We start from the raw sequence: 25,512 nt of genomic DNA on the forward strand, positions 1-25,512 counted from the left end.
GCGCCCGTCAGCCCCAGAGCGGGACGTCGGGGCGGTGGGCGAGGGCCGACGCGGCCAGGTCCGGGGGCAGGTCGGCGATCGTCGCCGGCTGCCAGCGCGGCGAGCGGTCCTTGTCGATGACCTGCGCGCGGATGCCCTCGGCGAGGTCGGGCTGCGTGGCGGCGAACCACATGACCAGACCGTACTCCTGGGCGAGCGCGTCGCGCAGACCGGGCAGCGTGCGGGCGCTGCGGACCGCCGCGAGCGTGACGGCGAGCCCGGTGGGCGAGAGCTCGCCCAGCAGTGCGGCGGTGGCGGATGCCTCGGGCTCGGGCCGCGCCCGGAGCCGCTCGACGATCTCGGCGACGGTGTCGGCGGCGAACGCGTCGTCGATCCACGCGCGCGCCGCCTCGAGGGGGGACGGCGGGGCGGTCTCGTCGAAGAGCAGGACCAGCTCGGTCGCGGTGGACGGGTCCGCCCGGGTCTCGAGGGCATCGCGCAGGGCGTCGAGGTTCTCGTGCGGCACGAGGTGGTCGGCGAATCCCGCGTAGATCGCGTCGGAGGCATCCATCACCGCGCCGGTCAGCCCGAGGTACTCCCCCAGGCGCCCGGGGGCGTGCGCGAGCAGCCACGAGCCGCCGACGTCGGGGGTGAAGCCGATGCGGGTCTCGGGCATCGCCAGCTTCGAGCGCTCGGTGACGATGCGGATGCGCGCGTGCCCCGCCACCCCGATCCCGCCGCCCATGGTGATGCCGTCGGCGAAGGCGACGAACGGCTTCGGGTACTCGGCGATGCGCGCGTTGAGCGCGTACTCCTCGCGGAAGAACAGCGCCGCGTCCTCGGGGCGGCCGCTCGTCACCTGCTCGGCGAGCCCGCGGACGTCGCCGCCGGCGCACAGGCCCCGGTCGCCGGCCCCGTCGAGCAGCACGGCATCCACGTCGCTGTCGTGCTCCCACGCGTCCAGCGTCTCGTGGAGGCGGCGGACCATGTCGAGGTTCAGGGCGTTGATCGCGCGCGGCCGGTTGAGCGTGAGCCGGCCCAGACCGCCGCTCGTGCTCGCGAGGACGGCAGGCTCCGAGGCGGCGTCGACGGGGTCGGTCACGGTCGCAACGTTACCGGGCAGGAGAACTCGTTCCACGCCGGCACCGGATTTCCGCCAGGATGGGACGGAGTTCTGCTTCCAGTCCGCAAAGGAGCGGCCCCGTCCGTAGCCCCACGGGATCGCTCGTCACGACCACGAGAGGGTGAGGCATGCCCGATGGCCAGCTGCTGGAGTTCGCAGATGTCACCAAGCGCTTCGGCGCGGTCACGGCGGTGGCAGGCCTCACCGCGCAGGTCGAACCGGGGAGGGTGACGGGCTTCCTCGGACCCAACGGCGCCGGCAAGACGACGACCCTTCGCATCCTGCTGGGCCTCGTCCGGGCGACCGCCGGAACCGCCACGATCGGCGGACGGCGCTACGCCGACCTCGAGCGGCCGCTGCAGACCGTCGGCGCCGTGCTCGAGGCATCCAGCTTCCACCCCGGCCGCAGCGCCGCCGCGCACCTCACGATCTACGCGCAGGCCGCGGGCATCCCACGATCGCGCGTCGATGAGGTGCTGGGGCTGGTCGGATTGACGGATGCCGCAGGCCGCAAGGTCGGCGGATTCTCGCTCGGCATGCGCCAGCGCCTCGGCCTCGCCTACGCGCTGCTCGGCGACCCCGGCGTGCTCGTGCTCGACGAGCCGGCGAACGGCCTGGACCCGGAGGGGATCCGCTGGATGCGCGGCTTCCTCCGGGAGCTGGCCGCCGAGGGGCGGACCGTGCTGGTCTCGTCGCATCTGCTGGCGGAGGTGCAGCAGACCGTCGACGCGCTGCTGATCATCTCGCGGGGGCGGCTCGTCTTCCAGGGCTCGTTCGACGAGCTCGCCGACACCGCCGAGCACGCGACCGTCGTCGACGCGCCCGACCGGGAGGCGCTGGTGGCCGCCCTGCGGTCGGCGGACGTGCCGTTCGAGGTGCTGCGCTCGGGGCTGACGGTGCGCGGCCGCGACACCGCGGCGGTCGGCGCGATCGCCGCCGGAGCGGGTGTCGCGCTGTCGTCGCTGCACCGCCGGGGTCCGGCGCTCGAGGAGGTCTTCCTGGATCTCGTCAACGGCACGCGCGTGTACGCCGGCGCGCCGGGTGGGGCCGCGGCCGATGCGGCCCCCGCGCCCGCCGCCGCCGAGGTCGCGCCCGCGCCGGCCGCCGCCGAGGTCGCACCTGCCGACGCCGCGGCGGAGCGGGACGAGGCGGGTGAGTCGGCGCTCGCGTCGGCAGAGCTCGACGCCGAGGCGACCGGCGCTCCGGGGGCGGCATCCGCGCTCGCCGCCGCGGCCGGCGCCGCGTGGGCTGCCGAACGCGCCGACGGCGAGCAGCCGGCCGATGAGCCGTCCGGACCGGCGGGGCCGGCGTCGGCCGCGTCCTACGCGGTCGCGAGCACCGGCGTCATCGACATCGTGCCCGCCGCCCCTGTCACCGCGGCCGAGGACGACCCGTGGGCGCCCGAGGACGCCGACCCCGACGTGGCGGCCGTCGCCGCCGTCGACGACGAGCTCGAGGCCGAGCCGCCGGACGTCGACGACCGGCCCTGGGAGCACTACGTCAAGACCGAGTCCGACCGGGAGGCCGACGCGTTCTTCGCGGCCTTCGATGCCGGTGACGGCGCCGACGGGAGCGCCGAGAGGGCGGAGGACGGGCGGGACGAGGCATCCGTCCCCTCCCCTGACACCCCCGACGATGCATCCCGTCACGACGAAGGGGGCGCACGATGAGCCTCACCGCCGCGACGCGCGCGGAGACGACCAAGCTGTTCTCGACGAGCATCTGGTGGATCCTGGCGCTCGTCCTCTTCGCCTACGTCGCCGTCACGGCGGCGGCGCTCGCCTTCATCTACGCGGCGGCCGCGACCGGGTCGCTCCCCGGAGACGCGCCGCCCCTCCCGGAAGAGGGCCTCGCCGCGACGCTGTACAGCACCGCGACCACGATCGGGTACGTCTTCCCGCTGCTGGTGGGCACGCTCATGGTGACCGCGGAGTTCCGCCACAAGACGCTGACGCCCACGTTCCTCGCGACCCCGCGACGCGGGCGCGTGCTCGTCGCCAAGCTCGCCGTCGCGGCACTCATCGGCGTCGTCCTGGGGGTGATCGGGGTCCTCGCGGCGGTCGGCACCTCGGCTGCGCTGCTCGCGGGCTTCGGGCTCGACACGACGCTGACCGAGCCCGACACCTGGGCGATGCTGGGACGAATGCTGCTGGCCTCCGTCCTGTGGACTCTCATCGGCGTCGGCATCGGCGCCCTCGTGCGCAACCAGGTCGGGGCGATCGTCGGGGTGCTCGTGTTCACCCAGTTCATCGAGCCGATCGGCCGCACCGCCGCCGCGTTCGTCGAGGGGCTCTCGGACGCGACGCGGTTCCTGCCCGGCGCGGCCAGCGACGCGCTCGTGGGCGCGAGCGTGTACAGCGTCGGGATGCCGCAGACCGGCGCAGGTTCCGAACTGGACTGGTGGGTCGGCGGGCTGGTGCTGCTCGGCTACGCCGTGGTGTTCGTCGTGCTCGGGCACCTGGTGAGCTGGCGGCGCGACGTCAGCTGACCCGCCGGCGCGTCAGACGACCGGGGCGGCCGCGGGCGGCTTGCGGGCGCGCGGCTTCTTCTCGGGGATCACCGGGGTCGTGCCGGTCTCGGCTGCGATCTCGGCGACATCGGCCGGCTGCTCGTCGACCTCGACCCGCAGCGCCTGCACCAGCGCGAGGCCGTGACGCGTCGTCAGGATGATGCGCTGGTACTCGGGGTGCCCCTCGAGGTCGATCACGACGCTCGGCCGGCGGCGGCGGATCAGGGCGAAGTCGTCGCCGCCCGCGGAGCGCCAGGTGCCCATCGCGATGACACCGCGCACATAGGAGCCGGGGCTCGGGTAGCCGCGCAGCCACGTCCACGCGTCGTCGGTCAGCTGCACGCGGGTGATGGCGGAGCGCTCGATCACCACATTCCCCTTGCGGAATGACAGGGCGCGCTCCGAGAGCGAGAGCACGACCTCGAGCTGCGTCGAGTCGAGCAGCAGCGTCACCATGTCTCTAGTGTGCCAGCGGCTCCGGGCAGATCCGGGCTCATTTGCTTACGGGAGGGCAACGATCGGCGGTCCTCTTCGTGCGCGTCCGGTGCAAGACTGGGTCGGTGACCGTCGTGTCCCGCCCCGTCACCGTCCCGGCGCCGTTGTCCGCAGCCGCCGTCGACGCGGCGCTGATGCGCGCGGGAGCGGGCCAGCGGCTCGAGGTCGACGACGCCGAGGCGCTGCTGACCGCGACGGACGACCGTTTCGAGCGCCTGCTGGACCTCGCCGCGGCGGTGCGGGACGGGGGGCTCGCGGCATCCGCTCGCTCGGGCGTGATCACCTACTCGCGCAAGGTGTTCGTGCCCCTGACGACGCTGTGCCGCGACCGCTGCCACTACTGCGTCTTCGTCGACACCCCCGGACAGCTGCGGACGAAGCACAAACCCGCCTACATGACGCCCGAGCAGGTGCTCGCCGTCGTGCGGCAGGGACAGGCCCTGGGCTGCAAGGAGGTGCTGCTGACGCTCGGCGACCGCCCCGAGGAGCGGTGGCCCGAAGCACGGGCGTGGCTCGATGCGCACGGGTTCGCATCGACCATCGCGTACGTCGCCCACATCGCACGGCTTGTCACCGCCGAGACCGGCCTGCTCGCCCACGCCAACCCCGGCGTCATGACCGCGGACGAGCTGCGGGCGCTGCGCCCCACCGCGCCCTCGATGGGCATGATGCTCGAGACCACGTCGCGGCGGCTCTTCGAGGAGCCCGGTCAGGTGCACTTCGGCTCGCCCGACAAGGACCCGGCGGTGCGCCTCGAGGTCCTCGACGCGGCGGGACGCGAGCGGGTGCCGTTCACGACGGGCATCCTCGTCGGCATCGGCGAGAGCGTGCGCGACCGGGCCGAGTCCCTCGTCGCGATCCGCGAGGTGCACGAGCGGCACCGGGTGGGCGGGCAGGGGCACGTGCAGGAGGTGATCGTGCAGAACTTCCGCGCGAAGCCCCGCACCGCGATGCAGGGCGCCGCCGACGCCGACCTGCGCGAGTACGTCGCCGCCGTCGCCGTGGCGCGGCTCGTGATGGGCCCGCGGATGCGCATCCAGGTGCCCCCGAACCTGTCCGACCCCGGCGAGTTCGGCCTGCTCGTCCGCGCGGGCGCCGACGACTGGGGAGGTGTCTCGCCGCTCACCGCCGACCACGTGAACCCCGAGCGCCCGTGGCCGCACCTCGACGACCTCGCGCGCATGACCGCCGAGCTGGGCTTCGAGCTGCGCGAGCGCCTGACGGCCCAGCCGGAGTTCGTGCTCGACGCCGACACGTGGATCGACCCCGGGTTGCAGCCGGCGGTCGCCGCGCTCGCGGATCCGGAGACGGGCCTTGCCGCCGCCGGTGTGACGGCTCCGGGCAGAATCGGCTCCCCGGGGCCCTCCGGCGCCGATTCCGGGCAGTCCAGCCCGCTTCTTTCCCACCCCGCGGCCGACAGGGGGGTGCGACGCCTCACCGAGACGGCGGCGGCCGACCCGCTCGCCCTCGACCCCGCGGAGTGGATACGGCTGCTCCAGGCGACCGGCGCCGACCTCGAGGTGCTCGCCGCGACCGCCGACGACGTGCGCCGCTACACCGTCGGCGAGGCGGTCACGCTCGTCGTGAACCGCAACCTCACCTCCTCCGGGCTGCGCGCCGCGCCCACGGACGACCCGACGACGTTCACACTCGACGACGTCGGCGCCATCGCCGCCGACGCGTGGGATCTCGGCGCCACCGAGCTCTGCGTGCAGGGCCTCCTGCCCGCCGGCGAAGACCCGGCGGGCTACCTCGACATCGCCCGCGCCGCCAAGACGGCGGCGCCCGGCATGCACCTGCACGCCTACCGCCCCCAGGACGTGTGGGACCTGGCCGATCGCGGCGGGCTCGGCCTCGCGGGCGCCCTCGCGGCCCTCCGCGAGGCCGGCGTCGACACCGTGCCGGGCACCGGCGTGAAGGTGCTCGGCGAGCGCGTCCGCGCGCTGGTCGCGCCCGGGGACCTCGACATCGACCGGTGGGTCGAGGGCATCACGGCCGCCCACCGCGCGGGCTTCCGCTCCACGAGCGTGCTCTTCTACGGCCACGTCGAGACCGCCGCCGAGCGCATCGCGCACCTGCGGCGGCTGCGCGAGCTCCAGGACGCTGCGGCGAGCGCGGGAACGGGAGGCGGCTTCACCGAGTTCGTCCCCATCCCCCTGCCCGGCCCGGCGGGAGGCGTGCCGCTGGTGACGGGTCGCGCCGCGATCGACGAGCACCGCGCGATGGTGGCCGTGTCGCGCCTGCTGCTGTCGGGCAGCATCCCGCATGTGCAGATCCCGTGGACGCGCGTCGGGCGCGAGGCATCCGTCATCCTCCTGCAGTCCGGCGGCGACGACCTCGGCGGCACGCTGCTCGACGGGCGCGTGAAGCCCGCGGCGGGCGTCGAGCACGGTCTCGAACTGCCGGTGACGGATGCCGCCGCCTTGGTCGCCCGCATGTTCCGGCCGTTCCGCCTGCGCACCACCACGTACGGCCAGGTCGACCGATGACCCGCGTCGAGGTCGCGATCGTCGGCGCGGGGTTCGCGGGCATCGGCATGGCGTCGGCGCTGCGCCGTGCGGGCCGCGAGGACTTCGTCGTGCTCGAGCGCGCGGCATCCGTCGGCGGCACGTGGCGCGACAACACCTACCCCGGCATCGCGTGCGACGTCCCCTCGCACCTCTACGGCTTCGCGGCCCACCCCAACCCCTCCTGGTCCGGCACGTACGCGAGGGGTGACGAGATCCACGCGTACCTCGAACGCGTCGTCGACGCGGAGGGACTGCGGGACCGCCTGCGGCTGCGCACCGCGATGCAGAGGGCGACGTGGGATGCCGCGCTCGGCCTCTGGCGGCTGCGCACCGGTCGCGCCGGCTCGCCGGCGGACGAGGTGATCGCCGACGTGCTCGTGCTGGCGTGCGGGCGGCTCACCGAGCCGTCGATCCCCCGCGTCCCCGGGCTCGAGACCTTCCCCGGGCCGCTCTTCCACTCCGCGCGGTGGGACCACTCCGCCCCGCTCGCCGGCGCGCGGGTCGCCGTCGTCGGGACCGGCGCGAGCGCGATCCAGATCGTGCCCGAGCTCGCTCGGACGGCGGGGCACGTCACCCTGTTCCAGCGGACGCCGGCGTGGATCGTGCCGCGCGGCGGCGATGCCTACTCCGACGCGGACCGCGCTCGGTTCGGCACCACCCCGCAGGCGCTCGAGGAGCTGCGCGCCGACCTCTACGCCGAGGGCGAGGAGCGGTTCGCGTCGCGCTCCGGCGACTCCGAGGCCGCCGCCGAGGCGGAGGCGGTCGCCCGCGCCCACCTGGAGCGGCAGATCGCCGACCCGGCCCTGCGCGCCGCGCTGACGCCGGACTACGCGTTCGGCTGCAAGCGGGTGCTGCTGTCGGACGACTTCTATCCGGCCGTCGCGTCCGACGCGGTCTCGCTCGTGCGCGGCGCGCTCACCGCCGTCGAGGGGTCGACGCTCGTCGCCTCCGACGGCTCGCGCCATCACGCCGACGCGCTCGTGCTCGCAACGGGGTTCGCCTCGACACGCCAGCCCTACGCCGACCTCGTCCTCGGCGAGGGCGGCACGGCGCTCGCCGCGCACTGGTCGGGCGGCATGACCGCGTTCGCCTCGACGGTCGTCGCCGGCTTCCCCAACCTCTTCGTGCTGAACGGGCCGAACGCGTCGCTCGGCCACTCGTCGTCGGTGCTGATGATCGAGGAGCAGGCCGCGTACGTCACGCGCGTGCTCTACGGCCGGGGCGGACGGGTGCTGCGGGTCGACCCGGAAGCCGAGCGCGCCTACACCGACGAGATCGCGAAGGCCGCGGCATCCACCCGCTGGATGACCGGCGGATGCCGCAACTGGTACGTCGACGACCGCTCCGGCCGGCTCACCCTGCTGTGGCCGGGCACCGTCGACGCCTTCCGCGCGCGGCTCGCCCGCGCCGACGGCTCGGAGTTCCTGCCCGAACCCGCCCCCGCTTCCCGCTGAGAGGACACCCATGCCCGTTCCCATGCGCTTCGGCTACAAGGCCTCCGCCGAGCAGTTCGGCCCCGCCGAGCTGCTGGACTACGCGATCCAGGCGGAGGAGGCCGGCTTCGACTCGGTGTTCATCTCGGACCATCTGCAGCCGTGGCTGCACGAGGGCGGCCACGCCCCGGCATCCGTCCCCTGGCTCGGCGCGCTCGGCGCGAAGACCTCGCGCGTGCTGATCGGCACGTCGGTGCTGACGCCGACGTTCCGCTACAACCCGACGGTCGTCGCGCAGGACTTCGCGACGCTCGGCGTGATGTACCCGGGGCGCGTGATCCTGGGCGTCGGCACCGGCGAGGCGTTGAACGAGGCGAACCTGGGGATCGCGTGGCCCGAGCCGCCGGAGCGCTTCCAGCGGCTGAAGGAGGCGATCGGCCTCATCCGCCGGCTCTGGTCGGAGGATCGCGTCACCTTCGACGGGACCTACTACCACGCCCGCAACATCACGATCTACGACAAGCTGCCGGAGCCCGTGCCGATCTACATCGGAGCCGCCGGGCCCGCGGCCACGCGCCTGGCGGGCCGCATCGCCGACGGCTTCATCACGACGAGCGGGAAGAAGCGGGAGCTCTACACCGACACCCTGCTGCCGGCGCTGCACGAAGGGCTCGAGAAGGCCGGTCGGGCACCCGATGCCATCGACACGCTCATCGAGGTGAAGGTGTCGCTCGACGAGTCGCTCGAGGCCGCGCGTGAGAAGACCCGGTTCTGGGCGCCGCTCGCGCTCACGCCCGACGAGAAGATGGGCGTCGACGACCCCATCGAGATGCAGCGGCTCGGCGAGGCGCTGCCGATCGAGCGCGCGGCGTCGCGGTTCATCGTGTCGGACGACCCCGACGAGCACGTCGAGCGCATCTCGTGGTACGTCGAGCTCGGCTTCCGCCACCTCGTGTTCCACGACCCCGGCCATGACCAGGGCACCTTCCTGCGGATGTACGGCGACGAGATCCTGCCGCGACTGCGGGCGAAGTACGGCGCGTGACCCCGCTCTTCGGGCGGCGGCCGCGGCAGAACTCCACCGAGTGGGCGGCCGGCGCGCCGGTTTCCGCCCCGGGGGCCGCGTCGGCCGGCGAATCTGTGGAGTTCCGCCGGCCGCGGTGGGTGGTCGTCGTGCCGGTCAAGCCGTCGGCGCGCGGCAAGTCGCGCCTGGACGTCGAGGGCGTCGGCCGCGCCGACCTCGCCCGGGCCATCGCCCTGGACACCCTTGCGTCGGCCGCCGCGTGCGAGCTCGTCGCCCAGGTCGTGGTGGTGTCGGACGACGCGGCGCTCGCGCGCGAGGCGGCGACGATCCCGGCGCTGCGGTTCGTCCCCGAGGGCGAGCCGCGCGGGCTCGACGCGGCGGTCGCCACGGGCGTCGCGGCCGTGGATCCGGGAGGACGGATGCCTCGGGCCGCCCTTCTCGGAGACCTTCCGGCCCTCCGGTCCGGCGATCTCGCCGACGCGCTGCGGGCCGCGTCATCCGTCGACCGCGCCGTCGTCGCCGACGCGGAGGGCACCGGCTCGACATTGGTCACCGCCGGCGTCGGCGTGGAGTGGGCGTCGTCGTTCGGCGAGGGGTCGCTCGCGCGGCATACGGCGCTCGGTTTCCACGCTCTTCCGATCGCGGATGCCTCCACCCTGCGTCGCGACGTCGACACCGCCGAGCAGCTCGCGGCGGCCGCGGCGCTCGGTCTCGGGCCGCGCACGGCGGCACTGCTCGCCGGCTGACCGCCCGGACCCGCCGAGGCACGCTCATGCGACGAGCAGGTAGACCGCGCCCACGATCGTGAAGACGATGACGAGCCTCTCGAACACCGTCTGCGACAGGCGGTCGGCGAGCCAGCGGCCGAGGAACGCGGATGCCACGACGAGCGGCACGAGCACCAGGTCGATGAGCAGCCCCGGGACGGTGATGATCCCGATGCCGATCGAGAACGGCACCTTGAACAGGTTCACGATCGCGAAGAACCACGCCGCCGTGCCGAGGAAGGCCTTCACCTCGAAGCGGGCGGCGAGGAAGTACATCGACATCACCGGGCCGGCCGCATTCGCGACCATCGTGGTGAAGCCCCCGAGTGTTCCGTAGGTGGCCGCCGCCACCCGGTGCGGGCCTGCGGTGTCGACCTGCGAGACGAAACGCCGCCGCAGCAGCGTGATCGCGATGACCGCGAGCAGGATGACGCCGATCGTGCGCTTGACCCAGAGGTCGTCGGCGAACCACAGGAAGACGACGCCGGCGAGCACCCCGACGACGACCGCGGGGGCCAGGCGCAGCAGGGTGCGCCAGTCGGCGTGGCGGCGGTACATCGTGACCGCGAACACGTCGGCGACGATCAGCAGCAGGAGCAGCACGCCGGTCGACTGCCGCGCCGGCAGCACGGCGGCGAAGATCGCGACGGCGATCGTCCCCGCTCCGGGAACAGCGGTCTTCGACAGGCCGACGGTCACCGCCGCGAGGCCGAGCAGCGCCCACGCCCACCAGGCGAGCTCCGGCACGTCAGACCCCGGCCGCGGCGAGCGCCGCCTCGCCGAGCGCGGTCCGGCGGGAGGCATCCGTCATCCACAGCGGGCGGACGAGGGGACGGATGCCGAGCCCGGCCACCTCGGCGGCGGCGGGCGCATCCTCCTCGGCGATCAGCCAGGCATCGAGGACGCCGCCGGCGGCGCGCGCGCCGTAGAGCGAGGCGACGGCGGCCGCCGACGTCTCGACACCGATCGCGGTGAGGCAGACGTCGGCCATGCCTCGGACGACCTTCCCGCCGATGATGGGCGAGACGCCGACGACGGGCGCGGACGCGCTGCGCAGCGCCTCGCGCACGCCGGGCACCGCGAGGATCGGTCCGATCGACACGACCGGGTTCGAGGGCGCGATGAGCACAGCGTCGGCGGCGGCGATGGCCTCGGTCACCCCGGGAGCGGGCAGGGCGTCACCGATGCCGGGGTTCTCGAACCGCGCGGGAGCGAGGGTGGCGCGGTGGCGCGTCCACCACTCCTGGAAATGCAGGCGCGTTCCGTCGCGCAGCACCACGACGGTGTCGACCTCGGCGTCGGTCATGGGCAGCAGACGTGCTCCGAGGCGCCAGCGGTGCGACATCCGCTCCAGCACCTGCGTCGGCGTGAGGCCCTCGCGCAGCCAGCCGGTGCGGGCGAGGTGCGTGCCGAGGTCCAGGTCGCCGAGCGTGAACCAGGGCCAGCCGGCGCCCCACTCCCCCAGCTCGCCGTTGACCCGCTCGGTGTCGCCCGCCCGGCCCCACCCGCGCTCGGCGTCGTTGACGCCTGCCAGGGCGTACGTGATCGAGTCGACGTCGGGCTGCAGGCGCACGCCCGAGAGCCACAGGTCGTCACCGGTGTTGACCACGACGGTCAGGTGCGCGGTGGGATCGTCGAGACCGCGCGCCCGAAGGGCCGAGCGCACGCCGAGGACGAACTTCGATCCGCCGACGCCGCCCGCGAGCACGACGACGCGCGGTGCGCCCGTCACCGACCGTCAGCTCCGGTCGGCGCGCAGCTGCGGCAGCACGCCCGTCTTCGGGGCGAACTCGTCGGCGGCGTGCGGCAGGTCGAACTTGGCGACGGCGTCGATGAGGGCGTCCACCGTCTGCGCGTCGGCGACGACGTCGACGTCGAGTCCCGCGCGGCGGGCGTCGCGGGCGGTGCGGGGTCCGATGGCCGCGATGAGCGTGGTGCGGGGGATGACGGGGAACTGGTCGTGGACCTGCTCGGCGACCGACCCGCTGGTGACGAGGATGGCGTTGATGCGACCCGACCGCACGTCCCCGGCGATGCGATCGGTGACCGGGACGCCCACCGTGCGGTAGGCCACGACGCTGCGGACGCGGTGGCCGGCCTCGGTGAGCATGCGGGTGAGCACGGGCTTGGCGATCTCGCTGCGCAGCGTGAGGATGTCGCGCGCCTCGGGCTCGAGGGCGATGAGCTGCTCGGCCATGCCCGCGGCGGAGTTGTCGCGCTCGGGCACCAGGTCGACGCGGTACCCGACGGCCAGCAGCGCGGCCGCGGTCGTCTCGCCCACGGCGGCGACCTTGGTCGTCGGCGGCACGACGGCTCGGTAGGCGTAGAGCACGTCCACGGTCGTGGCGCTCGTCACCGTGAGCCAGTCGAACGCGCCGGCGGCGAGGTCGGCGATCGCCTGCTCGAGGGTGGCCTGGTCGTTCGTGGGCGCGAAGTTGATGAGCGGCGCGATGACGGGGGTCGCCCCTTGGCGGCGCAGTGTGGCGGCGACGCCGTCGCCCCAGGGGCCGCCGCGGGGCACGAGGACGCGCCAGCCGGTGAGCGGCTTGGCGGGCTGGTGCTGTGCTGCGGCGGTGTTCATAAGGGGTCGACTCTCGGTGGTGCTCAAGTCGGCCGCCCACGACGTTCGAGCAGCCGATTGCGCGATTCGAATCGGGCTCGCGCGATCGGCAGCATACGCACCATTGCACTGCCTTGCCTCACGAGCATACCCCTCACCGCGCGACGAGGGGACCGCGCGCAGGCTGGCGCACGGGCGGGCGGGGAGGCGGCGTGGGCCTCAGCGGGTGTAGAGGCGGACGAAGCCCCACACGGCGGCGCCGACCGCGGCCGCCGACGCGATCACCGCGACGGCGGCGAGGGCAGGGTTGCTCCGCTGGAACGCGCGTGCCCGATCGATGCCCGCGTCCAGCGCGCGTCCGGCGCGCCGGGGGACGTTCGCCTTCTCTTCGATGGCCGCGAGCGCGGCCTTCAGCTCGGTGCGCGCCTGCACCACCGGGTCGGCGATCCCGAGCGGGACGGCGGTGCGCGGGACCGGCACGAGGGCGTCAGAGCTCATCGCGGACCTCCTTCACGTCGAGGGCGATCGATTCCACGGGGTTCTGGCGTTCGCCGATCTTCTGGAAGCGGCGGTAGCCGATGAAGGCGAACACCGCCGCGAGCAGGACCATGACGACGAACACGATGAGGGCCGCCGCCCAGATCGGCATCCAGATCGCGAGCACCGCGATGATGATCGTTCCGAGCACCGGCACCGACCAGAACAGCACGAACAGGGCGAGGAACACCCAGACGGCGCCCCACCCGCCGTCCTTCGCCGTGCGGGCGAGCCACGTCTTGGCGGCGTCGATCTCGGCGATGACGAGGTTGCGGACCAGCTCCGGGATCTCCCCGATGAGGGTGAGCAGGCTGTCGTCCGCGCGGTCGCGGAAGCCACGCGGTGTCGTCATCACGTCAGGCTCCGCCGCGTCCGTTCTGGGACGCGTCCTCGACGGCGTCGTCCACGGCGTCCGTCACGGCCTGCGCGGAGGTCTGCGCAGCGCGCTCGACGTCGTCGAGGGACTCATCGCCGACGTTGATCGCGGCATCCAGGCGCTGTCCGGGGGTGCCCTTCGAGCCGGCCGCCTTCGTGACCTTGACCGCCGAGTCCCACAGGGTGGACGGCAGCGCCATCGCCTGCGACTTGGCGAAGTCCTTCACCTTGCCGACCTGCTCCTGCACCGGGTCCATGTTCCAGACCTTGAGCCACTGCTCCTTGATCTGCTCGTAGCGCTCGCGACCGGCTCGGCTCCCGAGCACGTACCCGATGGCGATCCCGACGACGAGTCCTGCCTTGCCCTTCATGGGGTCTCCTCACGCTCGGTGTGACCTGACGACCCTCTCAGGGTAGCCCTGTATGCCGATTCCGGCATCCACCCTTGACACCGCTCGTCACGCGGTGTTCACTTCTGCGGTCCGATCCCCCACAGCACGCGGCGACGCAGTGCATCGGCCTGCTCCTGGGCGTCGGCGACGACCCGCGCGAGCCCGCTCCCGGCAAGCCAGGCGCCCACCACGGCGAGGTCGGGCACCCGGGAGAGGTCGGCGCGCACCCTGGCGGCGCGCTCCCGCTGACCCATCGCCGACACCGGCGGCGCCAATTGGTAGGCACCGCGGTGGAATCCCGCGACGACGTGCGCGTCGAGCGGGACCCCGAGCAGAGCGGATGCCTCGCCCCGAGCCAGCTCGGCGGCCTCGGCGTCGCTCAGTCCGGCCGTGGCGGGGGCGGCATCCGGCCCGCCGAACGCCACCCGCACCACGTGCCGGCCCGGGCCCGCCTCCCACGCCAGCCACTCCCACCGGGCGGTCTCGTGGACGAGACCGCTGGCCCGGCCCGACCCGGGCACCGCGTGCACGTGCGCGCCGCGCGGAGCCGCGTCGAGGGCGGGCGCGTCGAGCACGAGTGTGACGACCTCCCGGGCGATGCCGGCCGGGACGACCTCGGCGAACGCGCCGTCGCCCAGCACCGGCCCCAGGAGTGCGCGGGCCGTGGCCTCGTCGGTCGCGACGACCACCGCGTCGGCCGTGAGCTCGCGCGGCGTCGCCTCTTCCGGAGGAGGTGCCGGTGCGCCCGGGTCCGCCCCGGCCGGCCCGGCGTGGTCGAGCGACACGGTCCACGCGCCGTCGTGCCGCGCCAGTGCGGTGGCGGGCGCGGCGGGACGGATGACGACGCCGCGCTCGTGGAGCCGCGCGGCGAGGGCGGCCACGAGCTGCGGCATCCCTCCCTGCAGGGTCTCGACGCCGCCGCCGCGCGACGTGTCGAGGCGCAGATCGGCGACCGCGCCGCCCAGCGAGCCGGTGCGGGTGAGCGCCGCGCCGAGTCCGGGCGCGGCGACTTCGACGTCGACGTCGTCGGGCGCGACGCCGAACCGGTCGAGGCTGAGCGGCGCGACGAGACGGTCACGCACCTTGTCGCCCATGCGTCCGCCCACGAGCCTGCCGAGGCTGCGCTGCTTGCCGATGGTGAGGGGCGGGCGGAGGCGGTCCAGGTATGCGCGCCACGTGCCGCCCCACCCGATGATGCGGCGGACGCTCTCGTCCCACGGGTTGGCGGGGATGCCGAGCACCTGCTCCACCGGCAGCGGCGCGGCGGCACCCCGCGGCAGTCCTGCGATCCACGCGCTGTCGTCGCGAGGGCGCGCGATCGTCACGTCGGGAAGCACGTCGCCGATCAGCGCCCGCACCGCGCCGCCACGGGTGGAGAAGCACGTGACGCCGGTGTCGAGGTCGAGGCCGGCGATCCGGGTGGTCGCGATCGTGCCGCCGAGGCGAGCGGATGCCTCCACCACCGTCACCGCCATGCCGACCTTCGCGCACTCCCACGCGGCGACGAGCCCTGCGATGCCTGCCCCGATCACGACGACCCGCGTGTCGCTGGCCTGGGCGACGAGGTCCGCGAGCGGCTCCGCGGTCGGGCCCAGGCGCCCGGCGGCTCCGGACGAGTCGCCGCCGTCGGAAGGGGGCAGGGAGGCGGTCACGCCATCCATCCTCCCATCCGCCGCGCGTGCGACCGCAGGCGCCGCGGTGGGAGACTGGGGCCATGACGCTCCACATCACGGGCGACGAGGCTGCCGACCGTCTGCTCACCGACGACCCGCTCGCCCTTCTCATCGGCATGCTGCTGGACCAGCAGGTTGCGATGGAGACCGCGTTCGCCGGCCCGCTGAAGATCTCGGAGCGTGCGGGCACCCTCGACGCCGCCGCCATCGCGAGCTTCGACCCCGACGCGTTCGCCGAGCTGTTCAAGGCGACTCCGGCCGTCCACCGGTTCCCGGGATCGATGGCCGCACGCGTGCAGGCTCTCTGCGCCGCGGTCGAGCAGGAGTGGGGCGGCGACGCCGCCGCGATCTGGCGGCGGGATGACCCCGACGGCCCGACCGTGCTGAAGCGGCTGAAGAAGCTGCCGGGCTTCGGGGAGCAGAAGGCGAAGATCTTCCTGGCGCTGCTGGGCAAGCAGTACGGCTATTCGGGCGACGGGTGGCGCGAGGCATCCGCGCCCTACGGCGAGCAGGGGTCGCACCGCAGCGTCGCGGACATCGTCTCGCCGGAGTCCCTGGCCGAGGTGCGTGAGCACAAGCGTGCGATGAAGAGCGGCGGAGGAGGAGTCTGATGAAGAAGACCGGAGGCGACGTCGACGAGTTCATCGCCGCCGTCACGCCCGCGAAGCGGCAGCGGGATGCCGCTTCGATGGTCGAGCTGATGCGCGAGGTGACCGGCCGCGAGCCCGAGATGTGGGGCACGATCGTGGGCTTCGGCGCCTGCCACTACACCTACCCGACGGGCACCGAGGGCGACTCGCCCATCGCCGGGTTCGCACCGCGGCGCCAGGCCACGACCGTGTACCTGCTGAGCACGGCGGCGCACGCGGACCGGCTGGCGAAGCTCGGGCCGCACGAGACCGGCGTCGGGTGCCTCTACATCAAGGACCTCGAGACGGTGGATGCCGCGGTGCTGCGTGACATCGTCGCCGAGGACTACCGGCGGGTCATGGCCGGCGAGGTCGAGTACGCGACGTTGACGGTGCTCGACTGACCGCCGGTCGCGAGGGCGGGCGCGTCAGAACGGCGCGCCACCCTCGTACGGAGCGGCGGACGCCCTGGCGAGGCCTCGAGATGGGACGAACTGGACGACTGAGGGCGGTTTATCGGCGTACCGGCGACCGGTGGGACTGAACCACTCGAGGACGCCGCCGCCGACCTGCCGGACCCGCCACGCCGACGCGTGTTTGAGCGTGTGATGCCGGCGGCAGAAGTGCGCGAGATTGCCGTCGCACGTCGGACCGCCCTTGGCTCTGTCGACGGTGTGGTCGACATCCTGGCGTCGGAGTGCCCGGATGCAGCCCGGGAAGCGGCAGCGTTCGTCGCGGGCTCGGAGGAATCGGCGAAGTTCTGCGCTCGGTCGGTAGCGGTCGACCGCCATCGGAAGACCGCTGTGCGGGTGGTACATGACGCGATCCCACCCGGGCGCCTCGGCTGCCAGTCGGCGGGCGGTGTCGGCGTCGATCGGCCCGTAGCCGACGAGGAGTGCGGGCTCCTGGCTCACTCCCGCGAGGGTCAGGACCGGATCTGCACCTGTGCTCGGATCGCGGCGAGCGTGTCTCCCTCACCGTGCGCGCTCGGCGCGCCCGCCAGGACGAGGTCGGCGAAGATGTCTGCTCGGAGCTCGTCGAGTGTCCGCTGTTCAGCGCCGGGACCGGTGCACAGCCGCGGATCGCCCAGCCCCTCCGCCGCCACTGCAGAATCGGCTTCCTCGGCACCGTCGACCAGTCGCTCTGCGGCCGGAGCGGCTTTGGTCCCGGGTGAGCTGTCGATCTGGACGCCACGCGCTGTCCGGCCTGAGAGCCCGGCCTCCCCTGAGCTCTCGGACTCGGAGAACCGCGCACTCTCGGCATCGCGCTCGGTCTCGGCCATCTCGGTCAGGCGGTCGTGGATGGCGTGCGCCAGGACCGCCGGCAGGTCGGCGAGCAAACGGGCCATGCCGTCGTCGAGGTCGATCACCCGGACCCGACGAGTGCCGTGCGCACGTCGCTGGAGCTCTGCGGCCATCTCGGGATCGATGCGTGCCGCGACGACACGGGCGATCGCGCGCAGACGGGCCGGGGTCTCGAAGCGGGCGGCCTCCAGCAGGATGCGCTCATACTCGGCCCGGCTCGCCGGGTCGTCGATCCCCGCACCGGAGTCGGTGATGGCGGACGCGTGAGCGAGGTCGATGCGGCCCTTGCGGAGCGCCCGGAACGTCTCGGAGAACGAGGAGACGAGTGCGCTGGCCGCAGACATCCGGGCCTGGACCGTTCGGTCGCTCAGCCGCATCGCGGCACCCAGTTCGGCGGTGACCTCGCGCAGGGGCAGGTCGTGCGGACTGCGACGCCCACCCGCCCGCCGCTCTTCTTCGCGCGCCCGCACGATCTCGGTGGCGTCGTCCAGCAGTGCCGCCTCGTGCGCCTGGAGGCGTGCGATCCGTGCTCTGGTCGCCTTCACGTCAGCCACGACGCGCTCGAGAGCGCCCCAGATCGCGTCGCCGGTATCGATGGTGCGGCTCAACAGTCTCCCGTTCAAAAGGGGGGCCGCAGCGGTGCGGCGCGAGACCGATGGGGAGTGCAGCGTCCGATCTCTGACCTCGATATTAGTACATTTGTTCGAATGTGGCAAGCATCGCGGAAGGCTGACTTGCTCACGGCCGGCCGTGGTATCGCGGCGTTGCGCCGAGCGATGTCAGCTCAGCGCGGGCCTCTCAGCTCGAGCGCCCACGCCGGCGGGAGGAGCCGGGCCGGCCGCGGTCACGGCGTTCGCCCGGCCGCCCTCGGGCGCGAGTCGGGCGGTTTCAGGCGCCCTTGAGACGCTCCGCGAGGTATGCGTGCAGGCCCTCCAGCGGAACGCGCTCCTGCCCCATCGTGTCGCGGTCGCGCACCGTGACGGCGCGGTCGTCGAGGGAGTCGAAGTCGACCGTGACGCAGAACGGCGTGCCGATCTCGTCCTGGCGACGGTAGCGCCGGCCGATGGCGCCGGCGTCGTCGAAGTCGATGTTCCACTGGCCGCGTAGCGTCTCGGCGACCTCGCGTGCGATCGGCGAGAGCTGCTCGTTGCGCGACAGCGGCAGGACCGCGACCTTCACCGGCGCCAGGCGCGGGTCGAGCTTGAGCACGGTGCGGGTGTCGGTGCCGCCCTTGGCGTTCGGCGCCTCCTCCTCGTGATACGCGTCGACGAGGAACGCCATCATGCTGCGGGTGAGGCCGAACGACGGCTCGATCACGTAGGGGATGTACTTCTCCCCCGACGCCTGGTCGAAGTACGTGAGCGACTGGCCCGAGGCCTCGGAGTGCGAGCCGAGGTCGTAGTCGGTGCGGTTGGCCACACCCATCAGCTCGCCCCACTCCTTGCCCGGGAAGCCGAAGCGGTACTCGAGGTCGATCGTGCCGTCGGAGTAGTGCGCGCGCTCGTCCTCGGGAACGTCGAAGCGGCGCATGTTGGCCGGATCGATGCCGAGGTCTGTGAACCAGTCCCAGCACTCGTCCACCCAGTGCTCGAACCACTCCTGCGCGTCCGCCGGCGGCACGAAGTACTCGATCTCCATCTGCTCGAACTCGCGGGTGCGGAAGATGAAGTTGCCGGGCGTGATCTCGTTGCGGAACGCCTTGCCGACCTGGCCGATGCCGAAGGGCGGCTTCTTGCGGCTCGCGGTGAGCACGTTCGAGAAGTTCACGAAGATGCCCTGCGCGGTCTCGGGGCGCAGGTAGTGCAGGCCCGACTCGTCGTCCACCACGCCGAGGTACGTCTTCACCAGGCCCGAGAACGCCTTCGGCTCGGTGTACTGGCCTTTGGTGCCGCAGTTCGGGCACGGCACGTCGGCGAGGCCGTTCTCGGCCTTGCGGCCCTTGCGCGCCTCGAAGTCCTCGAGGAGGTTGTCGGCACGGAAGCGCTTGTGGCACTGCAGGCACTCCACGAGCGGGTCGGTGAAGGTGGCGACGTGACCGGATGCCTCCCACACGCGCTTGGGCAGGATGATCGACGAGTCCAGGCCCACCATGTCGCCGCGGCCGCGCACGAAGGTCTGCCACCACTGGCGGCGGATGTTCTCCTTCAGCTCCGTGCCGAGGGGGCCGTAGTCCCACGCCGAGCGGGATCCGCCGTAGATCTCACCTGCCTGGAACACGAACCCGCGATGGCGGGCGAGGCTGATGACTTTGTCGAGGCGAGACTGCTCGGCCATGGTGGCTCCAATGGTCGGGTGGGATGCGCGAGGGCGCGGATGATCTCGATACGCTCGCAGAGCGAGCACTCGATCCGGCGGCCGCGTTCGACGGCCATCCGACGATTCTAGTGATCGAGCAGACGATCCAGGTTCACGGCCGCGTTGATGAGAGAGAGGTGGCTGAAGGCCTGGGGGAAATTGCCGAGCTGCTCGCCGGTCAGCCCGATCTCCTCCGCGTAGAGCCCGAGGTGGTTGGCGTAGGTCAGCATCTTCTCGAAGGTGAGCTGCGCCTCTTCCGTGCGGCCGGTGCGCGCGAGCGCGTCGACGTACCAGAACGAGCAGAGGGTGAAGGTGCCCTCCGAGCCGCGCAGCCCGTCGGGCGACGCGGCCGGGTTGTAGCGGTAGACCAGGCTGTCCGACACCAGCTCCTGCTCCATCGCCCGCAGCGTCGAGAGCCACATCGGATCGCGCGGCGAGATGACGCCCATGGCGGGCATCACGAGGTTCGCGGCGTCGAGCACGGTGCTGCCGTCGTGCTGTACGAACGCGCCGCGCTCGGCATCCCACGACGTCGTCATCAGCCGGCGGTAGATCTCGTCGCGCTCGTGCCGCCAGCGGGCGACGTCGGCCGGCCGGCCGCCGGATTCGGCGAGACGGATGCCGCGGTCCAGGGCCGTCCAGCACATGAAGCGGCCGAACGTGAACTTCTGGCGGCCGCCCCGCGTCTCCCACACCCCCTCCTCGGGGGTGTCCCAGTGGTCGCAGACCCAGTCGAGCATGCGGCTCACCTCCGTCCAGCCCACGTGGCTGAGCTGGAAGCCCTGGTCGACGGCGCGCTGGATCGAGTCCATCGCCTCGCCGTAGATGTCCAGCTGCAGCTGGTCGGCGGCGCCGTTTCCGATGCGGACCGGCGAGGAGTCGCGATAGCCGCTCCAGGAGGGCAGCGTCGTCTCGGCGAGGTCGGACGATCCGTCGACGCGGTACATGATCTTCAGCGGCCCCGACTCGTCGCCGGCGCTCTCCTGCACGCGGGCGAGGAGCCACTGCCCGAACGCCTCGGCCTCTTCGGCGTAGCCGAGCCCGAGCAGGGCGTGCACCGAGAAGGAGGCGTCGCGGATCCAGGTGTAGCGGTAGTCCCAGTTGCGCTCGCCGCCGACCTGTTCCGGCAGGCCCGCCGTCGGCGCCGCGACCAGGGCTCCGGTGGGCGCGTAGGTGAGGAGCTTCAGTGTGATGGCGGAACGGTGCACCATCTCGCGCCAGCGCCCGCGGTACGTCGACCGGGCCACCCAGTCGCGCCAGTACCGCTGGGTGTCCAGCAGCATCGCCTCGAGCTCTTCGACCGGGACGCGGGTGGGCGCCGCGCCTCCCGTCTCGAGCAGCACGCCGGTGCGCTCACCGGCGTGGAGCATGCCGCGCACCCGCAGGCCGCCCTCGACGAGCTCGATGGTCCCGGCCTGCCCATCGCCGCGGCGCACGATGTCGCCGACCCGGTGCACGGTCAGGGACTGCCCGCCGCCGGTGAAGACGACGCCGTCGCCGGGCGCCGGCTCGATCCCGGTGTGTTCGGCGGTGCCGTACTCGAACGCCGGCCGGATGTCGCCGACGAACGCCATCGAGCCGCGGACGACGCGGATCAGCCGCGCGATCCGGTGTCGGTCGGTGGGCTCATGGCCGGCGATCGGCATGAAGTCGATGACCTCGCCGACCCCCGCCTCGGTCATGTAGCGCGTGAGGAGGATCGCGGTGTCGGGCAGGTACAGCTGCCGCGTCACGTAGTCGTCGGTGTCGGGGCGCACGCGGCAGAACCCGCCGCGCTGGGCGTCCAGCAGCGAGCCGAAGATGCTCGGCGAGTCGAACCGCGGGGCGCAGAACCAGTCGATCGTGCCCTCGGTGTCGATGAGCGCCGCGGTCTGCAGGTCGCCGATCACTCCATGGTTCGAGATGTCGGGGTAATCGCCCATCGGCCCGCCGCCCGTCCCACCTGGGTCAGCTCAGGAACCTGATGGTGAGCGGGTACGTGTACCACTCCCCCCGGTTCGCCTTCACCGCCGCGACGATGCACAGGACGATGTTCAGGATGTACGCGGCGATGAGGATGAAGATGCCGATGATGAGGAATGTCAGCACCGTGCCCACGACGTACGCGATGAGCAGTGTGAGCTGGAAGTTCAGCGCCGTCGCGGTGTGGGCACGGACGAAGGGGCCGCGGTCCTTCAGCACGAGGTAGCCCACGAGCGGCGCAAGGAAGCCGAAGAACAGGCCACCGAGGTGCACGAGGGTGGCCCACAGCTTCTCATCGGCGGGGGTCATCGGCTGGGGCGGGGCTGCAGCGCCGTACGGGTACTGCGGCGGAGGCGTCGTCATGGCGCCAGCCTAGTGGCGCCGCCGCTGCGGCCGAGAGGGGGTTGTCCCCCGTCTTCACGGGGGCGACCCCGCCGACGAAGCGCATCGGGCCGCCCACGCCGGGCGCGTCCGCGTCAGGCCGGCCGCAGCGCGTCGGGCCCGAGCTCGGCGATCGACATGTGCCCGGACAGCCCCAGCGTGATGTCGAGCTCAGCGAGCAGGTTGCGCACCGCCTCGCGGACGCCGGCCTCGCCGGCGACGGCCAGGCCGTACGCGTACGGTCGCCCGATCGCGACGGCGGTGGCGCCCAGCGCCAGCGCGATGAAGGCATCGGAGCCCTGGCGCACACCGGAGTCGAACACGAGGGGCACCCGGCCCGCCACACGCTCGGCGATCGCGGGCAGCACCTCCAGCGTCGGCACGGACTGATCGATCTGGCGCCCGCCGTGGTTGGAGACCCAGATGCCGTCGACGCCGGCATCGAGCGCGCGGAGGGCGTCGTCGGGGTGCACGATGCCCTTGAGGATGATCGGCAGCGAGGTCCACTCGCGGGCCTTCGCGAGGTCGCCCCACGTGAGCGCCGGCGTGGAGAACACCTCGAGGAAGGTCTCGACGGCGGCACGTGGCAGCGGCGAGCGCAGGTTGTCGCGCACGCTCCGGGAGCCGGTGAGGGCGGAGCCTCTGCGAGCGATCCGCACGCCCGCCGCGACCGCCTTCGGCGTCACGCGCACGGCCGGCGCCGGTGGGTCGGCAGGCGCAGCGGCTGCCGCCCGCGCACGCTCGCGCACCAGCTGCTGGAACACGGGATCGCCGGTGTACTGCGCGATGCCCATCGCGCGCGTGAAGGGCAGGTAGGCGAGGTCGAGGTCGCGGGTGCGCCAGCCCAGCAGGTGCGTGTCGAGCGTGACGACGATCGCTTCGCAGCCGGATGCCTCCGCCCGGCGCAGCAGCGAGGCGTTGAGCTCGTCGGACGCCGACCAGTAGAGCTGGAACATCCGCGATGCGGCGGGGGCGGCATCCGTCACCTCCTCCATCGGGACGGACGCCTGGTTCGAGATGGTGTACGGCACGCCGAGGGAGGCCGCCGCCCGCGCCACCGCGAGGTCGGCGTCGGCGTGCGCGAGCTCCATGACCCCGAGCGGCGCGAGAAGCAGGGGTGTGGGGCGGCGCGTGCCCAGGAAGTCGATCGACAGATCTCGTGACGACACGTCGCGCAGCGGCCGGGGCCACACCTGCCAGCGGCCGAACGCGGCGCGGTTGGCGGCCACGGTGCGCTCGGCACCGGCTCCCCCGGCGATGTACGCGAACGCCTCGGCGCTGAGGGCGCGGCGTGCCGCGGCTTCGAGGGCGCCCGCGTCGACGGGCACCCGCGGCCGTGTGCCGCTGATGCCGGCCCGGTAGATGTCGGATTGCGTCCGGCGCGAGATCCCCCGCGCGAAGGCGGCCGGGTCGTCGACGGGAGCGGCACTGCTCTGAGCCATGCCGACAGCCTATTCAGGCGCCGATGCGGTGTGCCCCGGCGACCGCTCACGTCGCCGGTTCAGCCCGCGAAGCCGCACCAGGCGGCGACCCACGACAGGATCCGGCCGCGCAGGTCGTCCCCCACGAAGAGCTCGACCTCACCGGGTTCGCCGTCGACCTCGACGCGCACGCCGAAGATCGTGCCGCGCTTGTCTTCCAGCACGGCGTGCGGGTCGCAGCGGGTGGGCACCAGGGGCAGGGTGAGGAGCCGGGACGCGGCGGCGGTCGCTGGGACCTCGAGATCAAGCGGATACAGGTCGGCGCCCGGAGGCAGTCCGGCGAAGGTCAGCAGGTTCGTGCGCTCCACGCCGACCAGGGTCGCCGCGGCGCCACCGGTGGGGGTGACGGCGAGCTCGAGGGCGGCGGGCTCACCGGGCGGCGACGGCGAGAATCCGGTGAACGCGAGGGACGCGGCATCCGTCACCCGCTCCAGCAGGCACTCGCGCGCGTGCAGCGCGGCCACGAACCCGAGCGGATCGGGAGCGGATGCCGTCGCCTCGGTGCTGCCGTCGTCGGCGAGGATCTCGAGCACGGCCTCGGCCTCGCCGTCTGCGGGCACCGAGCACTCGACGGGAGGGAGCTGCACGCGGATGTCGGCGACGCCGCCCGCCGGGAGGGCGCTGGTGCGGCCCTCGACGACGCGGGTGCCGGCCCCGGTGAACCTCGGATCCTCGACGCGCACGGCGCCCAGGGTGATCGCCTCCGCGGAGGTGTTGCGCACCCGCACCTGCGCCTGGCGCAGCGCGACGTCCGAGCGCAGCTGGTGCAGCTCGACGGCGACCTCCGCTGTCGGAGCCGGGCCGGACGGTTCCAGAGCGGCCGCGCAGCCGCTCAGCGCGAGAGCGACCGCCGAAGCCGTGACGACGCCGACACGGCGGACGCGACGGGCGGATCGCATCGCGTCACCGGGTCAGCGTCTCGCGCGCGACGGTGAAGTCGTCGAGGGCGACCGGGTCGATCGCGACCCCGAGTCCGTGGCCGGTGGGCACCCGCACGTGCCCGTCCTCGAGCACCGCCGGCTCGGTCACGATGTCGCGCCGGTAGAACCGGTCGGACCCGGACACATCGCCGGGGAGGGTGAAGCCGGGGAGCGCGGCGAGCGCGGCGTTGGCGGCCCGGCCGATGCCGGTCTCCAGCATGCCCCCGCACCACACCGGGATGCCCGCCGCGACGCACCGGTCGTGGATGCGCACGGCCTCGAGATAGCCGCCGACACGGCCGGCCTTGATGTTGATCACGGCTGCCGAGCCGAGCGCGAGCGCGTCGGCGGCGGCCTTGTCCGAGACGATCGACTCGTCCAGGCACACCGGCGTGCGCAGGCGCCGAGCGAGCTCGGCGTGGTCGACGAGGTCGTCCTCCTGCAGCGGCTGCTCGATCAGGAGCAGGTCGAAGCGGTCGAGCTCGGCGAGGGTCGCGGCATCCGCCATCGTGTAGGCCGAGTTGGCGTCGACCTGCAGGGGGATGCCGCCGAACGCATCGCGCACCGCGGCCGTGTCGCCCACGTCGCGGCCGGGCTTGATCTTGATCTTGATGCGGACGTACCCCTCGTCGAGGTAGCCCCGCACCGTCTCGACGAGCGCGGCGGGGTCGCGCTGGATGCCGACCGACACCCCGCTCGGCACCCGGTCCCGCGTCGCGCCGACGTACTCGGCGAAGCTGCGGCCCTCGGCGCGCAGCGCGGCGTCGACGACGGCGAGTTCGAGTCCGGCCTTGGCCATGCGGTGGCCCTTGAAGGGCTCGAGGATGCCGGCGACCTCGTGCGGTGCCAGGCGGTGCCGGTCGAGCAGGGCCGGCACCAGGAAGCGCAGCGACACGTCCCACGCGCCGTGCGTGTACTCGCTGGAGTACAGCGGGTCGGACTGCGTGACGATCTCGCCCCAGCCCTCGCCGTCGGAGGTCAGCGCGCGGACGACGATGACCTCGCGCACCGTCTCGGTGCCGAACGACGTCGTGAACGGAGCGACCAGCGGCACGCGCAGCACGCGCAGCTCGAGGCCTTCCAGGGCGACGGGCGCCGCGGGCGTGGCGATGGGCATGCGCTCAGCGTACGCCCGGGCGATGCGGGGGCCGCGTCGGAGGGCC

At 73.1% G+C, this 25,512-nt stretch carries 25 protein-coding genes; 8 read left to right on the forward strand and 17 right to left on the reverse strand.

Translation table 11 applies throughout. The features are described from left to right. Positions 1-7: 7 nt before the first annotated feature. Complete coding sequence (locus tag IR212_RS15515) at positions 8-1,081, reverse strand: enoyl-CoA hydratase/isomerase family protein (RefSeq protein ID WP_194396747.1); 1,074 nt, start codon at positions 1,079-1,081, stop codon at positions 8-10. A 149-nt stretch (positions 1,082-1,230) separates the two neighbouring features. Between IR212_RS15515 and IR212_RS15520 the strand changes: the two genes are divergently transcribed. Beyond that, a complete protein-coding gene (locus IR212_RS15520) occupies positions 1,231-2,772 on the forward strand; it encodes an ABC transporter ATP-binding protein (protein ID WP_194396748.1) in 1,542 nt (513 codons plus the stop codon). Continuing rightward, positions 2,769-3,590, forward strand: a complete 822-nt coding sequence (locus tag IR212_RS15525) for an ABC-2 transporter permease (protein WP_194396749.1) — start codon at positions 2,769-2,771, stop codon at positions 3,588-3,590. Before IR212_RS15520 ends, IR212_RS15525 begins: the two co-directional genes overlap by 4 nt. A gap of 12 nt (positions 3,591-3,602) precedes the next feature. Here IR212_RS15525 and IR212_RS15530 read toward each other — a convergent pair whose 3' ends face one another. After that, positions 3,603-4,067: a hypothetical protein gene (locus IR212_RS15530; RefSeq protein ID WP_194396750.1), complete on the reverse strand. Its 465-nt coding sequence runs from the start codon at positions 4,065-4,067 to the stop codon at positions 3,603-3,605. Between the two features lie 173 nt (positions 4,068-4,240). On the opposite strand from IR212_RS15530, the gene cofG reads away from it, so the two are divergent. From cofG to cofC, 4 genes are read left to right on the forward strand one after another with little or no spacing between them, the layout of a single operon-like run. Further along, positions 4,241-6,595, forward strand: a complete 2,355-nt coding sequence (cofG, locus tag IR212_RS15535; protein WP_194398724.1) for a 7,8-didemethyl-8-hydroxy-5-deazariboflavin synthase CofG — start codon at positions 4,241-4,243, stop codon at positions 6,593-6,595. Further along, positions 6,592-8,070: a flavin-containing monooxygenase gene (locus IR212_RS15540; protein WP_194396751.1), complete on the forward strand. Its 1,479-nt coding sequence runs from the start codon at positions 6,592-6,594 to the stop codon at positions 8,068-8,070. The genes cofG and IR212_RS15540 overlap by 4 nt, the downstream gene beginning before the upstream one ends. Before the next feature lie 10 nt (positions 8,071-8,080). Beyond that, entirely contained in the window at positions 8,081-9,094 is a 1,014-nt protein-coding gene (fgd, locus tag IR212_RS15545) for a glucose-6-phosphate dehydrogenase (coenzyme-F420) (RefSeq protein WP_194396752.1), read from the forward strand. Further along, positions 9,091-9,819 carry a 2-phospho-L-lactate guanylyltransferase gene (gene cofC, locus IR212_RS15550; protein WP_194396753.1) on the forward strand — a complete coding sequence of 243 codons (729 nt, stop codon included), beginning with the start codon at positions 9,091-9,093 and terminating at the stop codon, positions 9,817-9,819. The genes fgd and cofC overlap by 4 nt, the downstream gene beginning before the upstream one ends. Before the next feature lie 24 nt (positions 9,820-9,843). Here cofC and IR212_RS15555 read toward each other — a convergent pair whose 3' ends face one another. The 7 genes from IR212_RS15555 to IR212_RS15585 form a co-directional block, all read right to left on the reverse strand. Then, entirely contained in the window at positions 9,844-10,587 is a 744-nt protein-coding gene (locus IR212_RS15555; RefSeq protein WP_228479371.1) for a sulfite exporter TauE/SafE family protein, read from the reverse strand. 1 nt (position 10,588) lies between these two features. Next, complete coding sequence (gene cofD, locus IR212_RS15560) at positions 10,589-11,572, reverse strand: 2-phospho-L-lactate transferase (protein ID WP_194396756.1); 984 nt, start codon at positions 11,570-11,572, stop codon at positions 10,589-10,591. Positions 11,573-11,578: 6 nt separating this feature from the next. Beyond that, the gene (locus IR212_RS15565) at positions 11,579-12,421 is read right to left on the reverse strand and encodes a uroporphyrinogen-III synthase (protein ID WP_194396758.1); all 843 of its coding nucleotides are present in this window, start codon (positions 12,419-12,421) and stop codon (positions 11,579-11,581) included. Between the two features lie 198 nt (positions 12,422-12,619). Beyond that, positions 12,620-12,898, reverse strand: a complete 279-nt coding sequence (locus IR212_RS15570) for a hypothetical protein (protein ID WP_194396760.1) — start codon at positions 12,896-12,898, stop codon at positions 12,620-12,622. Further along, positions 12,888-13,289 carry a phage holin family protein gene (locus IR212_RS15575; RefSeq protein WP_194396761.1) on the reverse strand — a complete coding sequence of 134 codons (402 nt, stop codon included), beginning with the start codon at positions 13,287-13,289 and terminating at the stop codon, positions 12,888-12,890. The genes IR212_RS15570 and IR212_RS15575 overlap by 11 nt, the downstream gene beginning before the upstream one ends. 4 nt (positions 13,290-13,293) lie before the next feature. Beyond that, positions 13,294-13,683, reverse strand: coding sequence for a hypothetical protein (locus tag IR212_RS15580; protein WP_194396763.1), 390 nt, complete (start codon positions 13,681-13,683; stop codon positions 13,294-13,296). 98 nt (positions 13,684-13,781) lie between these two features. Beyond that, positions 13,782-15,356, reverse strand: coding sequence for a protoporphyrinogen/coproporphyrinogen oxidase (locus tag IR212_RS15585; protein ID WP_228479372.1), 1,575 nt, complete (start codon positions 15,354-15,356; stop codon positions 13,782-13,784). A 62-nt stretch (positions 15,357-15,418) separates the two neighbouring features. On the opposite strand from IR212_RS15585, the gene IR212_RS15590 reads away from it, so the two are divergent. Together IR212_RS15590 and IR212_RS15595 are read left to right on the forward strand one after the other, a co-directional pair. Further along, on the forward strand, positions 15,419-15,988 hold the full coding sequence (locus IR212_RS15590; RefSeq protein WP_194396767.1) for an HhH-GPD-type base excision DNA repair protein: 570 nt from the start codon (positions 15,419-15,421) through the stop codon (positions 15,986-15,988). Continuing rightward, positions 15,988-16,410: a DUF1801 domain-containing protein gene (locus IR212_RS15595; RefSeq protein WP_194396769.1), complete on the forward strand. Its 423-nt coding sequence runs from the start codon at positions 15,988-15,990 to the stop codon at positions 16,408-16,410. The genes IR212_RS15590 and IR212_RS15595 overlap by 1 nt, the downstream gene beginning before the upstream one ends. 24 nt (positions 16,411-16,434) lie before the next feature. Here the strand turns inward: IR212_RS15595 and IR212_RS15600 are convergent, their stop codons facing one another. From IR212_RS15600 to menC, 8 genes are all read right to left on the reverse strand, one after another. Continuing rightward, positions 16,435-16,920 carry an HNH endonuclease signature motif containing protein gene (locus IR212_RS15600; RefSeq protein ID WP_194396770.1) on the reverse strand — a complete coding sequence of 162 codons (486 nt, stop codon included), beginning with the start codon at positions 16,918-16,920 and terminating at the stop codon, positions 16,435-16,437. 11 nt (positions 16,921-16,931) lie between these two features. Then, the gene (locus IR212_RS15605) at positions 16,932-18,026 is read right to left on the reverse strand and encodes a DUF222 domain-containing protein (protein WP_194396771.1); all 1,095 of its coding nucleotides are present in this window, start codon (positions 18,024-18,026) and stop codon (positions 16,932-16,934) included. Between the two features lie 172 nt (positions 18,027-18,198). Then, entirely contained in the window at positions 18,199-19,584 is a 1,386-nt protein-coding gene (locus tag IR212_RS15610; RefSeq protein WP_194396772.1) for a glycine--tRNA ligase, read from the reverse strand. A gap of 107 nt (positions 19,585-19,691) precedes the next feature. Continuing rightward, entirely contained in the window at positions 19,692-21,527 is a 1,836-nt protein-coding gene (locus IR212_RS15615; protein ID WP_194396774.1) for a glycoside hydrolase family 15 protein, read from the reverse strand. 25 nt (positions 21,528-21,552) lie between these two features. Next, complete coding sequence (locus IR212_RS15620) at positions 21,553-21,930, reverse strand: DUF4870 domain-containing protein (RefSeq protein WP_228479373.1); 378 nt, start codon at positions 21,928-21,930, stop codon at positions 21,553-21,555. Between the two features lie 113 nt (positions 21,931-22,043). Beyond that, entirely contained in the window at positions 22,044-23,390 is a 1,347-nt protein-coding gene (locus tag IR212_RS15625; RefSeq protein ID WP_194396775.1) for an alpha-hydroxy-acid oxidizing protein, read from the reverse strand. 59 nt (positions 23,391-23,449) lie between these two features. Beyond that, positions 23,450-24,328 (reverse strand): hypothetical protein, encoded by an 879-nt coding sequence (locus IR212_RS15630; RefSeq protein WP_194396776.1) that lies wholly within the window; start codon positions 24,326-24,328, stop codon positions 23,450-23,452. Positions 24,329-24,332: 4 nt separating this feature from the next. Beyond that, the gene (gene menC, locus IR212_RS15635) at positions 24,333-25,466 is read right to left on the reverse strand and encodes an o-succinylbenzoate synthase (protein ID WP_194396777.1); all 1,134 of its coding nucleotides are present in this window, start codon (positions 25,464-25,466) and stop codon (positions 24,333-24,335) included. Positions 25,467-25,512: the final 46 nt, after the last annotated feature.

Source organism: Microbacterium atlanticum (assembly GCF_015277815.1).
Lineage (GTDB): Bacteria > Actinomycetota > Actinomycetes > Actinomycetales > Microbacteriaceae > Microbacterium > Microbacterium atlanticum.

What these genes read in the sequence shown, in the direction of transcription:
- IR212_RS15520 (WP_194396748.1), top strand. Translation starts at nt 1,231, where the DNA reads ATGCCCGATGGCCAGCTGCTGGAGTTCGCAGATGTCACCAAGCGCTTC.
- IR212_RS15525 (WP_194396749.1), top strand. Translation starts at nt 2,769, where the DNA reads ATGAGCCTCACCGCCGCGACGCGCGCGGAGACGACCAAGCTGTTCTCG.
- IR212_RS15530 (WP_194396750.1), bottom strand. Translation starts at nt 4,067, where the DNA reads ATGGTGACGCTGCTGCTCGACTCGACGCAGCTCGAGGTCGTGCTCTCG.
- cofG (WP_194398724.1), top strand. Translation starts at nt 4,241, where the DNA reads ATGCGCGCGGGAGCGGGCCAGCGGCTCGAGGTCGACGACGCCGAGGCG.
- IR212_RS15540 (WP_194396751.1), top strand. Translation starts at nt 6,592, where the DNA reads ATGACCCGCGTCGAGGTCGCGATCGTCGGCGCGGGGTTCGCGGGCATC.
- fgd (WP_194396752.1), top strand. Translation starts at nt 8,081, where the DNA reads ATGCCCGTTCCCATGCGCTTCGGCTACAAGGCCTCCGCCGAGCAGTTC.
- IR212_RS15565 (WP_194396758.1), bottom strand. Translation starts at nt 12,421, where the DNA reads ATGAACACCGCCGCAGCACAGCACCAGCCCGCCAAGCCGCTCACCGGC.
- IR212_RS15570 (WP_194396760.1), bottom strand. Translation starts at nt 12,898, where the DNA reads ATGAGCTCTGACGCCCTCGTGCCGGTCCCGCGCACCGCCGTCCCGCTC.
- IR212_RS15575 (WP_194396761.1), bottom strand. Translation starts at nt 13,289, where the DNA reads ATGACGACACCGCGTGGCTTCCGCGACCGCGCGGACGACAGCCTGCTC.
- IR212_RS15580 (WP_194396763.1), bottom strand. Translation starts at nt 13,683, where the DNA reads ATGAAGGGCAAGGCAGGACTCGTCGTCGGGATCGCCATCGGGTACGTG.
- IR212_RS15590 (WP_194396767.1), top strand. Translation starts at nt 15,419, where the DNA reads ATGACGCTCCACATCACGGGCGACGAGGCTGCCGACCGTCTGCTCACC.
- IR212_RS15595 (WP_194396769.1), top strand. Translation starts at nt 15,988, where the DNA reads ATGAAGAAGACCGGAGGCGACGTCGACGAGTTCATCGCCGCCGTCACG.
- IR212_RS15610 (WP_194396772.1), bottom strand. Translation starts at nt 19,584, where the DNA reads ATGGCCGAGCAGTCTCGCCTCGACAAAGTCATCAGCCTCGCCCGCCAT.
- IR212_RS15615 (WP_194396774.1), bottom strand. Translation starts at nt 21,527, where the DNA reads ATGGGCGATTACCCCGACATCTCGAACCATGGAGTGATCGGCGACCTG.
- IR212_RS15620 (WP_228479373.1), bottom strand. Translation starts at nt 21,930, where the DNA reads ATGACGACGCCTCCGCCGCAGTACCCGTACGGCGCTGCAGCCCCGCCC.
- IR212_RS15625 (WP_194396775.1), bottom strand. Translation starts at nt 23,390, where the DNA reads ATGGCTCAGAGCAGTGCCGCTCCCGTCGACGACCCGGCCGCCTTCGCG.
- IR212_RS15630 (WP_194396776.1), bottom strand. Translation starts at nt 24,328, where the DNA reads ATGCGATCCGCCCGTCGCGTCCGCCGTGTCGGCGTCGTCACGGCTTCG.
- menC (WP_194396777.1), bottom strand. Translation starts at nt 25,466, where the DNA reads ATGCCCATCGCCACGCCCGCGGCGCCCGTCGCCCTGGAAGGCCTCGAG.